Annotated in this window: 14 protein-coding genes and 1 pseudogene; 5 read left to right on the top strand and 10 right to left on the bottom strand. The window is 40.0% G+C overall.

The genetic code is table 11. From position 1 onward, the window contains the following. Positions 1-83: 83 nt before the first annotated feature. The 9 genes from M1D98_RS09350 to M1D98_RS09310 form a co-directional block, all read right to left on the bottom strand. Positions 84-1,724 (bottom strand): YndJ family protein, encoded by a 1,641-nt coding sequence (locus tag M1D98_RS09350; protein WP_456280194.1) that lies wholly within the window; start codon positions 1,722-1,724, stop codon positions 84-86. Beyond that, the gene (locus M1D98_RS09345; RefSeq protein WP_010330669.1) at positions 1,718-2,338 is read right to left on the bottom strand and encodes a DUF4166 domain-containing protein; all 621 of its coding nucleotides are present in this window, start codon (positions 2,336-2,338) and stop codon (positions 1,718-1,720) included. Before M1D98_RS09345 ends, M1D98_RS09350 begins: the two co-directional genes overlap by 7 nt. Positions 2,339-2,342: 4 nt before the next feature. After that, positions 2,343-3,116, bottom strand: coding sequence for a hypothetical protein (locus tag M1D98_RS09340; protein ID WP_268538693.1), 774 nt, complete (start codon positions 3,114-3,116; stop codon positions 2,343-2,345). A 195-nt stretch (positions 3,117-3,311) separates the two neighbouring features. Next, positions 3,312-4,526: a Ger(x)C family spore germination protein gene (locus M1D98_RS09335; RefSeq protein ID WP_010330671.1), complete on the bottom strand. Its 1,215-nt coding sequence runs from the start codon at positions 4,524-4,526 to the stop codon at positions 3,312-3,314. Then, positions 4,516-5,607 carry a spore germination protein gene (locus M1D98_RS09330; RefSeq protein ID WP_010330672.1) on the bottom strand — a complete coding sequence of 364 codons (1,092 nt, stop codon included), beginning with the start codon at positions 5,605-5,607 and terminating at the stop codon, positions 4,516-4,518. Before M1D98_RS09330 ends, M1D98_RS09335 begins: the two co-directional genes overlap by 11 nt. Before the next feature lie 27 nt (positions 5,608-5,634). Beyond that, positions 5,635-7,197 (bottom strand): spore germination protein, encoded by a 1,563-nt coding sequence (locus M1D98_RS09325; protein ID WP_121642645.1) that lies wholly within the window; start codon positions 7,195-7,197, stop codon positions 5,635-5,637. Positions 7,198-7,437: 240 nt separating this feature from the next. Further along, positions 7,438-8,628, bottom strand: a complete 1,191-nt coding sequence (gene chrA, locus M1D98_RS09320; RefSeq protein ID WP_121642644.1) for a chromate efflux transporter — start codon at positions 8,626-8,628, stop codon at positions 7,438-7,440. Positions 8,629-8,791: 163 nt separating this feature from the next. Beyond that, positions 8,792-8,980, bottom strand: coding sequence for a hypothetical protein (locus M1D98_RS09315; RefSeq protein WP_010330674.1), 189 nt, complete (start codon positions 8,978-8,980; stop codon positions 8,792-8,794). A gap of 22 nt (positions 8,981-9,002) precedes the next feature. Further along, entirely contained in the window at positions 9,003-9,263 is a 261-nt protein-coding gene (locus tag M1D98_RS09310) for a hypothetical protein (RefSeq protein ID WP_121642643.1), read from the bottom strand. A 450-nt stretch (positions 9,264-9,713) separates the two neighbouring features. On the opposite strand from M1D98_RS09310, the gene cotC reads away from it, so the two are divergent. The 4 genes and pseudogenes from cotC to M1D98_RS09290 all read left to right on the top strand — a co-directional run bounded on the left by cotC (position 9,714) and on the right by M1D98_RS09290 (position 11,702). Further along, positions 9,714-9,923, top strand: coding sequence for a spore coat protein CotC (gene cotC / locus M1D98_RS09305; protein ID WP_121642642.1), 210 nt, complete (start codon positions 9,714-9,716; stop codon positions 9,921-9,923). Between the two features lie 285 nt (positions 9,924-10,208). After that, positions 10,209-10,506: pseudogene (locus tag M1D98_RS09300) on the top strand (YoqO family protein). A 139-nt stretch (positions 10,507-10,645) separates the two neighbouring features. After that, positions 10,646-11,368, top strand: a complete 723-nt coding sequence (locus M1D98_RS09295) for a YrpD family protein (RefSeq protein WP_121642641.1) — start codon at positions 10,646-10,648, stop codon at positions 11,366-11,368. A gap of 49 nt (positions 11,369-11,417) precedes the next feature. After that, the gene (locus M1D98_RS09290) at positions 11,418-11,702 is read left to right on the top strand and encodes a hypothetical protein (protein WP_121643734.1); all 285 of its coding nucleotides are present in this window, start codon (positions 11,418-11,420) and stop codon (positions 11,700-11,702) included. Between the two features lie 142 nt (positions 11,703-11,844). On the opposite strand, the gene M1D98_RS09285 is transcribed toward M1D98_RS09290, so the two are convergent. Continuing rightward, positions 11,845-12,684, bottom strand: a complete 840-nt coding sequence (locus tag M1D98_RS09285) for a thymidylate synthase (protein WP_010330751.1) — start codon at positions 12,682-12,684, stop codon at positions 11,845-11,847. 570 nt (positions 12,685-13,254) lie between these two features. On the opposite strand from M1D98_RS09285, the gene M1D98_RS09280 reads away from it, so the two are divergent. Next, entirely contained in the window at positions 13,255-13,539 is a 285-nt protein-coding gene (locus M1D98_RS09280) for a hypothetical protein (RefSeq protein ID WP_456280193.1), read from the top strand. Positions 13,540-14,026: the final 487 nt, after the last annotated feature.

Raw genomic sequence — 14,026 nt, 5'->3', positions numbered from 1 at the left:
CTTTCCCGTCCAGATGCGGCGCAGAATTGGAATGTAACTGATGGAATCGTTAAACAGCTGTCAGACGTAGTCACTTCCTGGTGTTAGGTTCTTTCATTTGAGCGAATATATGTAATGAGGTAATGGACAGTTAAAAATTTTAATCCAAACAGCCACATGTGATGAACAGCGGTTAATCTGTTGTCATGTGCAGCTTCTATCAGAAAGGTCTCAGATAATGGAAGCGGAAATGTCCCCGCTCTTGTTTGCAGATAAATCCCCTCATCCCCAGCTCTGTTTTTTCTCCGCTTGCTTGTCAAAACCAGTTTTTCCTGATGATGATAAGGCTTTAAAATGCCTGTCATGCTGCTGAATGGGAGCGGGAGAGAGATGTTCATATATCCCTCTTCATTTGAGCGATACACAGAATACAGAGCGGTAAAAATGGTTTCGTTTTTTTCGTTTGTTCTGATCCAGGCCCGCACTCTTTTTCTGCCGTCTTTTTTCGAATGAACACCCTTTATCTTGCTGTACATTTTATACCAGTCAGGGTTCGTCGACAAATGAATTTGTCCGGTTCTTTTGCTAAACCACTCGTAAACAACAGCAAGCGGCCGAAACCACGTGCTCCACGCCACTTTTGCCTTCACATCATACTCAACGGTTTGTTCATAAAACGATAGAATGAACGGCGCCAGTTTTTCAGGTGAAAAGTCTTTTGAGCGAAGGCTTCTCATATCATCCACAAGCCCTCTGTATTGGACGTTATTTTCAGCTTGAATATGAGCTAAAAAGTCTTTTCCAATCTTTCTTTTTCCGTAGATACGACTGAACGTCTTTACACTGGCCGCATCAAAAGGCTTCGGGCCTTCTATTCTCCATCCGATTAGTGCAGGCAATATCACGGCAAATGCGTTGACAAAACCGTGAATCCAAATCATCTGATTGATGGTCAGTGTCATTTCCTGCCGAAATACACCAAGTGAATAAATCATCGAGAATGTGATTGTCACCATTAAAACGGCAGAAGAAAGCCGAATAAGGATTTTCCCAATCTTATTGCGAAAAGCTGTGGTGAGCACCAAATATGCTTGAAGATAAAGCGCCGCCATATAGAGGCCAACTGCAATGACATCAAGTATTTTGGAATATGAAATCCCAAGCGCGATAAGAATGGGCGAAAACAAAATCACCCATGTCATCCAACTGTACAACAGCCGATTTTTTCTGGTGATTCTCCCGAGCAAGCCGTTAAAGATGGGGATCAGAAAGGCTGAATAGTGGAAGTGGACAGCTGTCAGCAAAATGATGAGAGGGCTAAATTGCATGATTTGCAAATGTGCAGCATAAGCAAAAAACCAAAACCCTCCGCCCGCCAAATAGATAAGCCCGAACAAAATTGATGTCTCTTCGATTCTATGTATCTTTGTATCCCGTAACCGAAGGAGCGCGTACAACGCCAAAAAAACGGTGTAGATCCACCAGACCAGAGCGAACCACTCGACGTCTGTCACTAGAGCCAGCACCGCAAAGAAAGCGGCTGCCGGATAGCATCGCACGAAGCCACATTCCAGAAATTGAACAGCCTTAAGCGGCGATTGATGAAACACAAAAGGAAAAATCCCCGGCACAAAAAATAGGATGGATAACAATACAAGTGCCTCAGCCACTGATAAATCGGGTGCTTCCGCAGCAAGAAATCCTATAAATAAAAGCGTACTGATCATGCCATTTCGTTTTAACATGATTTCTTCGCTTCTTCCTGAAATGTTCCTTTATAAAAGAAAAGAGTGCCGAGAATTGTATTTTGCACATGTACTTGAATGGTGAAGCAATTCTTGCTTTCATCAAACGATTCGGAAACAACAGATGTCCCCGTCAGCCATTTTGGCAGCGGTATTCGTTTTCCGCATAACAACAGCCATTGCTTTCCCGATGTAATTGTCAGAGAGCCGTCAAGAGCAGCCTCAAACGCTAAAACAGAGAGCAAAAGATGAGGACTGCCGAAGAAATCGAGTATTCTGTCGTCTTTTTCGTCATATACCATGATCGCGTCAAAGAAACGTTTTTTGCCTTTAAAGAAAAATGTACGGTTCCATTCTATTCCGATGGTGTCCCGATACAGAAGACTAGCTTTATTTTGTATCGTAAAAGGGATGTCTTTGCCTCTTTCTGAAAAGAAGCACCTGAAAAAAACACCCAGCTTTAACAGCATTCTGACCAGAAAAGAGCCTCCGCTTATTTCTGACATCGTTCCTGTTCCGCTGAATGTATGAGATTCGTCTAATTGATATCGTTTTTGCAATTTGGGATGCAGCAAATGATAGTTCTTGATCGTTTTTTCATAAATCGAGCTCACAATGTCACTTCTTTCTTTTTCGTTTTGTGTGACGGGCACTGGGAAGCTGAACACTAAGAACGCCGCTTGCCGCAGAACACACACTCAACAGGATTGATAATAATACCTCGGAATGTAAAATAGCGAATCCAGCAAAGAGACCAGCCTGGACAGCATGAAGGACCCATTTTCTCTTTAAGGGAATAAGCCACAAAATACCCAATCCTATCTTCGCTGTTCCTGTAAAAAAACTAGTTTCAAAACCCGTAAAGCCCTGATAAAACCAAAACAGACTAAAAATTAAACATATCAAAACATAGACAATAGCAGACCGGATGAAGTGTTTCGGATGTTTATTTTGCTCAATCCAAAGCCTTAATGCGTCAAAGCTCCATGCAGTCGCCCAGCCAAGCAGCGGCCGAAAAAACAAACGATCAATCCATCTTCCAGGCAGTCCGTAGGCTGTTTTGTACTGGTACTGTGTTAAAAATGTCATTTTCCCGTTGTCTCTCTGTATATACTTCCAGTAGCCATTCCCGCGCCGAATCAGGGATAACGGATGATCAGAGCCAAAAGCCAGTGAGGACACTCTTTCAGATGAACATTTGTCGAAAACACCGACTGTTTCTCCTGTACCCGATACCTTTAACCCAAAGCCTACCCTTGTTTCGTAAAGAAACTTCTGCTTTTCGTCTGGCTGCTTAGGCAAATATGTGATATTTGAAAACCGGAGATCCCATTCTTTATGCAGTGCTGGGGTTTGCGTATATTCCCAGAGCTTATCCAGATCAGATCTCATTTCGATTTCTACATAAATCGGTTTCTGTCTCTGTCTCACAGCCCCTCCTCCCTTCTATTTCAAGCAATTCTATATTAGCATATTGATCCTTTTAAAAAAGGGGCATATCCCAAAAAAAGTATTTTCATCCTGAAAAATGCATAATAAAAAGAAGAGATGTTTTCTTCTCTTCTTTTTAAAGAGCTATGTGATCCCTTACTGAGTTTTAACCGTTCCATAATGAGTAATTGTGACGTTGACGCTGTACGTGATCGCAGCCTTACTGAAGGTGTCTTCCCAGTTCTTTTTCACCTTTTTCCATAAGTCAGGATGTTCCAGTCTTAATGATTCGTCAAAACCCGCAACATCAGCTTTATACTCTTTCTGGATTTTTTTTAATACATGGCCGACTATTTTTTTCACTTCGTTTTCAATATTCGTCTCAATGCGTTCTATAAACTGGGTGTCCAACGTTTCATTGGTTTTCCAGTTTTCAACCAAGTCCCCTTCTGATTCAATGTCAATATGGAATGAGATATCCGTTCCTTTTACGATAGGCTTGATTTTGCTTTTTATATCATTGATATCGTACGCAATAATCTGCCCGCTCTTTTTATCATGGGCTTTGACAACTCCGCCTTTGCCTTCCCCGGCTATCCATGTAATCCCCTCCGTTTCATACTCATCTAAAGAACCGATCATTTTTTTTGATTTCCCATTAATGACCGTTGCTCCGGAATACTTGACCGCTCCATTTGCCGAGACCACATTTTGCAGTAAAAAGCTGCTGCCAGAATGCAGTTTGCCGATTAGCTTCGCAAGTGTTACAGGGCGCAGTATTCTGGAAACTTTATGTTCATTCTCAGCTAATCCAGTCAGCCGAAATGCCGGAATCTCACCACTCTCTTTCAGCTGGAGGGCATCTCTCGCCTTCCCTTTTGCAGATAAAACAAGACAGCTCAGCCTAATTTCATTATCACGAACAAATTGATCCAGCATTTTGTCCATCGGGTATGTACGCAATACATCTTCACTCATCACAACCACTTTTAAATGCGGGCTGAACACTTCACGGTCCCTTCTTAACGCAACCTCGCTCCCAATCTGCTGTAACGAATCCCCTGTTTCACTAATATTTTGATACGCTTTTTGCGTTCCTTGTCCGCCACCGCCTCCTCCGCTTTGTCCCGCGCCGGCCACTTTTTCATTAACAAATTGATAAGTCAGCGTCATGTTGTCTTTTTTCGGGTAGCTCCCCCCCTCTTCTTTTAGCTCTTTCTCAATATTTGTTTCCTTTCCTTTATCGATTGCGATAGCGAATGTGAGACCTAGCTCTTCTATTTCCCGGCTGCTCCAGCACCCTGTTGCAAAAGTCATTAGCGAACAAACTATGACAATAGCGGTTACTGGGTGTTTGAGTTTACGTTTCACCTCTTTTCCTCCATTTCGATATGACTAAAAGCAAAATCGGCAAAGCGCCAAATATATACAAAGCTAGATGACTGACCAAATCGCCCAAAATAAACACATCATTTTCATTTTTGGGCATGCAAGAAAGAATAAAAACAACAGGAAGCAGCCCAAACATGCAAGAAATCGGTTTCTTTTTGAAAACTTGCGAGACACCCAAGGAAGCTGCATAAAAAGTGATAGTGAACGTGGCGAAAAGCTGCATAATCCAAATGACCAGAAGGAATGATTCGAACCGCTCAAATATTAAACCAGATATTTCAAAGCTTCTCATCAGGTCAAGCGCCGGCCATGTTCTCGTTACAACACCATCAACAGATATGGCACCGATCACCATAACCACGGTAATAATATAAAAACATGTCACAACGCCTGTCCCGATTATAACCGCTTTCACTGCTTTTTTCGGTTTCTTCATAAACGCTACTAAAATGAGCATAATTTCAGAACATGTAAACGAAAGGGCCGTTGTTTTCACTCCTTTGAGAACCGGCATGATTCCATCTCCTAATACAGGGCGTAAATTGTTAACCTCAAATATGCCTATACTCATAAGAGCTACAGTTAAAAAGATGATGACCGTAACCGGAAAGATCATTTCAAACAGCCGGGCAATAGGATCAAGACCTTGTGTAATCGAATATAGCCCGATCCAAAGAACCGTCATGACAATGGCCCACGATGGAGTCCCTTCAAGGAGAAAAAACACAACAATTTCTGACATCACTCTCACTTCAAAGGCACTGAGAGTTAAAAAATAAGTAATGAAAATGAGACTGATGAAAGCACCGAGCCATTTGCCCACAATATGGCCGGAATATTCATAAAACGTCTCCTTAGGATACTGCTGGCTTAATTTGACGATGACTATTCCGGCAATGATCGCGATACCCCCGCCTAATAAAACGGAAATCCATCCATCAGGGGATTTTGTTTGTTCTGTCACTGTCCGAGGGAGCGTAAGAACTCCTGCAGCGAGCATATAATTAATGATGATCACCGTTGCTTGTGCGGTAGTAATTTTACTCTTTGGGCTGGACATAAGCTTAGCACCATCCTGTCGAGGTCATCATTTCACCCGTTTTGCATTATCTGTATTCATGATTTTCGGCCTGCGCTTCATGACTAAGAGAGGCATTCTGATGATAAAATCCTTCCAATCTTTCACATAATAAGGGACCGCTGGGCTTGCGTATGGAAGGCCAAAGCTTTTCAATTTTACGACATGGCTGCTTAAAAGCAGATAATACATAATGACACCAAATAACCCAAACACCGCCGCGCAAAACATCGCGCCAAACCGAAGCACCCGAAGCGCAATGCCTGTACTGTAATGCGGGATGGCAAATGAAGAAATGGCTGTGAGCGCAACGACAATGACCATGATTGGGCTGACAATACCCGCTTGCACAGCTGCTTCCCCGATAATTAACCCGCCAACGATGCCTATTGCAGGTCCGATGGGCTTTGGCAGACGAAGCCCCGCTTCCCGTAAAATTTCGATCGCAATTTCCATAAATAAAGCTTCAATGAGTGAGGGAAACGGAACACCCTGACGCGTCCCGGAAATTGAAATGGCCAGTTTGGTCGGAATTAACCCCGGATGAAAAGAAATAAATGATATATATAAAGCCGGTGCAAATAAGGTTATGATTGCCGCAATGAACCTCAACAATCTGATGAACGAGCTTGGGAACCACCTTTCATAATAATCTTCAGGCGATTGAAGCACCATGCTGAAAGTAACCGGAACAAGCAAAGCAAACGGAGTGCCGTCAAGCAGAATGGCTACTCTTCCTTCCATTAATCCGCTGATGACGCGATCAGGCCGTTCTGTACCTTGTACTTGCGGAAAGGGACTGAGATAATTGTCCTCGATTAGCTGTTCAACATAGCCAGATTCCGGCAGATGATCGATCTCGATTCCTTTCACTCTTTTTTTTACTTCCTCGACCACTTCTGGATCTGCTATGTCATTCATGTAAGCGATGATTAAATCCTTTTTTAGCCGTGTCCCTACTTCAAATTTCTGAAATGTCAATTGATCATTTTTCCCTTGCTGCCTTAAAAGAGCTGTATTCGTACTCAACTCTTCTGTAAAGCCCGTCCGCGGCCCTCTGACAAGCGCTTCTGAAAGCGGCTCCTCAATGCTTCGATTTTGTTTTTTTACGGTTCCCAGAAGAAAGGCCTGCGGCATTCCATCGATAAGAAGCGCTGTGGAACCCATGAAAACATTCAACACGATAGCACTGATTTTTTCCGACTCTGCGACATCACAAATTGATCCGATTTGATTCTTGATATCCTGCGAAGTGAATTTGCCTTTACCGGGTTGAGAAATGTCCTCTCTTGCTTGATGAGGCTGATTCATGACTAAAGCAGATATCCCTTTATTAATCAAATCCTGATCAGACAGTCCATCAACAAAGATCAATGCCGCTTTCACATGTGAATGATTGATTTCAAATTCCCGGATATGAACGTCTCCGTTATGCCCGATTTTTCTTTTCACTAGTTCAATGTCGTCCCCGAAATGACCGGATAATACTTCTTGGTCCGTTTCAGCTTTTGATTGATCTGAGCCTTGATGCTGCTTCTTTGTTTTGTACTGATGGTTCCGCCATCTCATAATTGCACCTTCTTATATATCAATCCAAGTAAATACCTTATTGATTGCATATGGAACGAGGAATACAACTAACGCTTGAAGCCATACTGTCCAGTCAGTAAGTGTTGATATCATATTATCCATCTGTCAATCCCCTTCACTCTAATAGGATTATTTTTCCCGTACATCTCTTTTTTATGTTCATCTTTTTTCACAATAAAAAAAGCGTGATGAATGTTTCATCACGCTTTAGAGATATCTAAGTTAAAGAAGGCTCAAAAGAAAGCCGCCAATCACACCCGTGACTACGACAACCCACGGAGGCAGTTTCCAATAAGCAAGCATACTGAACAATACGGCCGCAAACGCAAAATCAATCGGATTCAAAATCGCACTTGTCCAAATCGGAAAATAAAAAGCTGAAATCAAAATTCCGACTACCGCTGCATTCACTCCTGCAAGAGCTCCTTTTAGATGAGGATTTCTCCGCAAAACATCCCAATAGGGCAGCGCACCTAAAATCAGCAAAAAAGCAGGCAGGAAGATGGCAATAGCAGCTAACATGCCGCCCTGCCAGCCGCCCATGACCGCACCAAGATAGGCGGCGAATGTAAATAATGGCCCCGGCACAGCCTGTGCTGCGCCATATCCTGCTAAAAATGCTTCTTTACTGACCATTCCGGCCGGTACAAATTCCTGTTCCAATAACGGCAAGACAACATGTCCCCCGCCAAAAACCAAGGAACCAGCCCTGTAAAAGCTGTCAAACATAGAAAGCCACCGCAAGTCCGCAGCTTCTCGAAGGACGGGCAGAAGAACAAGCAACCCGAAAAATACAGAAAGACACACTGTTCCGAATGTCTTAGAAATTGGAAAACGGACAGCTGATTCTTTTTTGCCGGCAGACTCTTTAAACATTAGAAAACCAATTGCCGCCGCAAGGATGATAATGCCAGCTTGCGTATACACGGTTTGCCATAAAAGTGCGACAATCAATGCAAACAATGCAATCGTTTTTCGTTTGGCATCGGGCGTCAGTTTTTGAGCCATTCCCGCTATAGCGTGGGCAACAACAGCGACCGCTACGATTTTTAAACCATGAATCCAGCCGGCTTGCTCTACATTGGTATGTTGTAACATAAGAGCAAATATAATCAATGCCAAAACAGAGGGCAGCGTAAAGCCGAGAAATGAAACGATCCCGCCAAGTAACCCGCCACGCATCACACCAATCCCTATCCCAACTTGGCTGCTCGCTGGACCAGGCAAGAACTGGCACAATGCAACCAAATCGGCATAGCTTTTTTCATCTAGCCATTTTCTTTTGCGAATATATTCTTCATAGAAATAGCCCAGATGAGCAATGGGACCTCCGAATGATGTAAATCCAAGTCTTGTTGAAATAATGAAAATTTCTATCAGCGTTTTAAAGCTGTTGCTTTTATGTTCGTGCATTGCTTCCTCCCATGTTCTCAGCATTTTAATAAAGCAGAAATACTCCACTTTAGTATAAAAAACTGAACCATGTTTGCAAGCGCTTGTTTAAAAATGATAACGAATCTTAACTTTCATATAATAAAAAAAGCGCAGCATGAGCCTTTTCGCCATTCAGAATCAATTAAAATTCCAGCTTGAAGCTTTCTGCCTGATCTGACACTTCCACAGGTATTCCCATAATCGTTTTCGGTATAGAAACGTAAACAAAGCGCATCTCTTTCTCTAGTTGCTGAAACGCTTTTTCGCTGACTACAATCCTGGCCGGTTTTCCCGGGCTGTTATCAATGGCTGCTTTGATTTTTCCTAGCATAAAACCCCCCCTGTTTTAGATTCTAACTCAGAGATAGAACCATCATGAAATTGAGTACAGCTAAAACTCCTGAAAAAAAAGCGATCCCTTTGCTCCGCCTCCAGAAAAACAGTACGTTGGCTAATAAAACAAAACTGATAAACCCATCAAATCCGCGCAGAACAAGTTGGCTGAACTGGATTTCTTTTTCAACAATAACAATTGCAGCTGCACAAACAATCATAAATAAAAAGACGAAAATATACACTTTCCACTCTCTCACTGTATTTTCTTTCTCATACATGGAGTACTCCCCCCTTTAACAGAAATGTTCATCGACAGAATGCACAATAAATCATGTAAACGGCGGGTATGATCTTATTAATTATTATATGACATAATTGATAAAACATCATGTGTCAAGAGGTAAACGAATGGATCTTAATCGCAAAACGCGAAAAACATTACTCTGAAAGCGCCTTTTCAGAAAGTCTGGGAGACAGCCTTCGCTTTAGAAGGCATCGATTTCATTTCACCCTGCGGTGTAGAAAAAGTGATTCAGAAACATAGAAAACCACTAATATCAGAAAATGATATGTCTCGATGAATAACCGGATATTTTTGACTTGTTTCCATCCCCTCTTTTTTTAGAGATTTTGGACAGCCCTTTTTTTCTTCTATGGTTGTAACTGTCCAAGCCGCACGACCAATACGCCATATAATATAGCGTATTAACAATAAAGGAGGAGTATATATGGGTTATTACAAAAAATATAAAGAAGAGTATTATACGGTCAAAAAAACGTATTATAAAAAGTATTACGAATATGATAAAAAATACTGTGATCACCATGATAAAAAAGACTATGACAAAAAATATGATGACTGCCATAAAAAACATGATGACCACGACAAAAAAGACTATGATTATGTTGTAGAGTATAAAAAGCATAAACATTACTAAACTCCATTAACATCTCCTCATTTTCCACTTGTTCCCCGGCTGAATGCCGGGTTTTTTTGATCTGCTATTGTTGGTATAATTTGAAGTTTCCTTTCTTATTAATTAGCCTTAATGACAGAATTTAAAATCATATTGAATATTTAGTACATAGTTTTATTAGTTTATAAAAAGTGTTTATAAGTATTTGCAGTTATAAAGAAAATTTTATAGCCATAAAAGGTGAATTTTTGTTCTAAAAACATAGTATTTTATCTCATTTTTCTCTGTCTATTTGTATCAATTGCCATGAAAAGCTTTGAGGTCATAAGATCGATTGCCAATGTGATCTGCTTACTTTTTGTTTTGTTCTATGTTAAAGAGGAACTGAAAATATATACACACAAAGCGCTGACGTTCCCCATCATTTGTTTTCTTTGCTTGGTGTATCTGTACTTTTGTTATTTTGCAGGGGAAAACATATATGAATAGCCCCCTCTTCGTTACAGGCTGGGAAAAGATCGCTGTCACACTTTTGATTATCGTTTCTTTACTCATTTGTGTATTTATGTTGAGGAGGATTTCAACTCATTTAAAACAGCTGTGAGCAAATCCTTTTAGAGGAACAGTTTTTCCACATAGAAAAATATAGTAATAAAATGAAAAATTTGTCGATTTATATACATAAATTGAGTTCCAAAATAAGGTATAATAAATGATGAAACCATTGCAAAAAAGGGGGAATTGTGTTGAAAAAAGTATTGATTGCAGGAGCAGTAGGAACAGCGGTTCTTTTCGGAACACTATCATCGGGTATTCCAGGTTTGCCCGCGGCAGACACTCAGGTCGCAAAAGCAGCCTCCCAGCTGCCTAAGGGAATCGGCGGCCGCGCCTACCTGAACAGTACAGGCGCTGTTTTCACAGCTAAAATCAAGCTTCCAGACACCGTAAAAAGTGATGACTCAGTCTCTACTCCGTATATTTATTCAGGATTTAGCGCAAAAAGCGGAACTGAGGCAGATCTCGGGCTTCAGTACAGCAAACAATACAATGTCTGGAAGCCTCTCATGAAGGTCGGATCCAAAAATAATGAAACGTATATCGAAGGAAAAGATAAATTCACATATACCAAAGGTTTCCGCCCTGGTAGCACAGTCCAAATGACAATCTATAAAAATTTGAACGGAAATACACGCATGACCCTTTGGGGAACGAACAATGACGGGTATACGGGCCGGATTATCACAGAAATCCAAGGAACCAATATCGGCACAATCTCAAAATGGAAAACTCTTGCTACCGCGGCTGTTTCGTATGAAAGTCAGCGTTCTGCCATCAAAGCAACCTTTTCGACAGCTTTCAATAACATCACAATCGACAATAAAGCCGTCACCCCTGTAGTAGATACACAGGATTTCGCAAAGGTTGTCGTTTCAGGAAATAATGTGACGATTTCTCTTAATAAATAAACAAAGCAGCAAAAGACCGCCGGCATTGCCAGGCGGTTTTGCTCAGCATATCCGTAATAATCATCAGAATTTACAGCTCTTGTGTTTGCTTATCTTATTATATTATAGGGTGGAAATTGGTATGAAATCTGGAAAAACAGGTCCTTTTGGAATGATTTTGGTTATTATAGCTCTTTTAATCTCAATACATTTTATGTTTAACACAAAAGCATTGATACCTGCTGGGTATGATCTGGCTATTCATGGAATTGTGATATCAAGAACTTTAATGATCGCTTTTACCTTGTATCTAGTTACAAAATTAGGATACTTTCTTCTGAATAAAAAAGATTAGCTTGCAACGTTAATCTTTTTTATAATGAGTTTTTAGAATATATGTATTATCTTTTTGCTCAATTTTATACAGCTTCATGATGTTTTTCTTACTAAAATGAAGGTTGGCACCAAACCAATCAGCGATTAATAAAGAGGCAGCATTAAACCGCTACCTCAAATAAAAGCTTGTCGCCATGCTTATAGTTGATTAACTTGAAATCATCAATGGTAAAGTCATAAAAATCTTTGACTTCGGGATTGATCCATAATTCAGGGGCTTCAAACTGCTCTCTTTCCATTTGAACTTTCAAATTGTCGATATGACGTGTGTACACATGGCAATCACCAATGTTAAAGATATATTCACCAAGCTCATAACCAGTCACCTGAGCAATCATGCGCTGCAACACATTATACTGAAATACATTGAATGGATTTCCCAACGCCATATCATTGCTCCGTGCTCTTACCTCAAGGTGGAGTTTACCTTGCTTCACATACCATTGTGTCTCGTATACACAAGGTGTTAAAACCATTGAATCTAATTCATCAGGATTCCACAGCATTGTAATATGTCTGCGTGAAGATGGATTGCTTTTCAATTGATGTAGAAGATAGTCAACCTGATCTACTTTTTCTCCATTTAGATTTCTGTTTTTCTTGCCCAGCTGGAAACCATAGGCTTGTCCGATGGTGCCGTCTTCTTGTTTCCATTGATCCCAGATATGTACGCCCATTTTGTTTAATTCTGTAACATCGTTCGATTTCAGCTGCCAAATCCAGAGCAGCTCTTTAATCGCTGTTTTCCAGGCAACTTTTTTTGTTGTTAAAATAGGAACTTCTGAGTTGTCGAATCTCATTTGCTTGCTGATGATGCTTAGTGTGTAAGCAGGTGTTCCATCAGAGTCCCACTTGGTTCTTACATTACATTCTTCATCTGAGATTCCATCATTCATGATATCCTTTATAATTGAATTGTATTGTTTGTCGAATTGTGTCATGTTTACCCTTCCTTTAACCGTTATCAGCCATGTGATGCCATCATCTTAACATAAGTTTGTGCTGCCTTTATCTCCAATTTTGTATTGTAACACATTAGGTTTACAGCAAGCATGTCAGTTACATTCACCCTTCTACATTTTTCTTAAAGGCAGACTCAACTCTATTTGCATTAAGTATAAAGCTTCTACACTTCCTCTGCTGTTCCATCAAAGCCAATACTGTAATGGCAGCTCAAATTTAAACCACATCTCCTTTTATTCAATGATCAGCAACAAACCTACCTTTAATTATGTTCGCCAATGTTCCAATACCTCTTACAATTTTTTTCGCTAGTTTTCTTGCTTAGCATGACAGCATAATCACTAAGGATTATTCGTCAATCTCTTGAAGTAAAGAAAACCCTTCTTCTAGTATTACTCCCATTCACTGTGATAGAATCCGTTCTCCTAACTAATTAGTAACAGATGTTTCAGAAACAGCCCTATTTGTAAACTATTATTAAATTTGACCATACCAAATGATTTAAACCACATATATTAATTTCGAATATAATAAAAGGAGGAATTTAAGTGGGGTATTATAAAAAATATAAAGAAGAGTACTACACCTGGAAGAAAAAGTATTACAAAAAGTATTACGACCATGATAAAAAGCATTATGATCATGATAAAAAGTATTGTGATCACGACAAAAAGCATTATGACCATGACAAAAAGTATTGTGATCACGACAAAAAGGATTATGATCATGACAAAAAGTATTGTGATGAACACGATTATCATTATGACAAAAAATATTATGATGACGATGATTATTATTATGATTATGTCAAATCGTATAAAAAATATCACTAAAACTCTTACACATCTATTTCTTTCCTCGGTGACAGACCGGGGCTTTTTTTATGATATTTGTCGAGGATATCAGTATGTATTGGTCAGTCTACATTATTTCATCTAGTATGTTGAACTTGGCTCAATGAGTTCAATGACTAAAGAATACATCTCATTTAACAACTTGGCTTGTAATTAGTATTATTGCTAGTATTTAGTGAACCACACCTACTATTTAAAACTATTTTTTTGTAGAGATGCTTAATCCATCGACATTTTTATCACAAAATGGTAAAATTAATATTAAAAATGTGAATATTCAAGAAAGGAAGCGTTGATATGTATATGAGTATTATCATATTAGCATCCATGCTTTTATGGGGTGCAGTGATCCATGAACTAAATAAACCTTCAAAAACGCAAAGCACCCGAAAAATTGTTTCTTTGACATCTTTAGGTTCTTTATCAACTATAGTTATTACGATTTCACTTTTTCAAAACTTCCCAT

The sequence above is a fragment of the Bacillus sp. K7 genome (assembly GCF_053903245.1).
This window is presented reverse-complemented; position numbering and strand designations above follow the sequence as displayed.

What these genes read in the sequence shown, in the direction of transcription:
- M1D98_RS09350 (WP_456280194.1), bottom strand. Translation starts at nt 1,724, where the DNA reads ATGTTAAAACGAAATGGCATGATCAGTACGCTTTTATTTATAGGATTT.
- M1D98_RS09340 (WP_268538693.1), bottom strand. Translation starts at nt 3,116, where the DNA reads ATGAGATCTGATCTGGATAAGCTCTGGGAATATACGCAAACCCCAGCA.
- M1D98_RS09330 (WP_010330672.1), bottom strand. Translation starts at nt 5,607, where the DNA reads ATGTCCAGCCCAAAGAGTAAAATTACTACCGCACAAGCAACGGTGATC.
- chrA (WP_121642644.1), bottom strand. Translation starts at nt 8,628, where the DNA reads ATGCACGAACATAAAAGCAACAGCTTTAAAACGCTGATAGAAATTTTC.
- M1D98_RS09315 (WP_010330674.1), bottom strand. Translation starts at nt 8,980, where the DNA reads ATGCTAGGAAAAATCAAAGCAGCCATTGATAACAGCCCGGGAAAACCG.
- M1D98_RS09310 (WP_121642643.1), bottom strand. Translation starts at nt 9,263, where the DNA reads ATGTATGAGAAAGAAAATACAGTGAGAGAGTGGAAAGTGTATATTTTC.
- cotC (WP_121642642.1), top strand. Translation starts at nt 9,714, where the DNA reads ATGGGTTATTACAAAAAATATAAAGAAGAGTATTATACGGTCAAAAAA.
- M1D98_RS09285 (WP_010330751.1), bottom strand. Translation starts at nt 12,684, where the DNA reads ATGACACAATTCGACAAACAATACAATTCAATTATAAAGGATATCATG.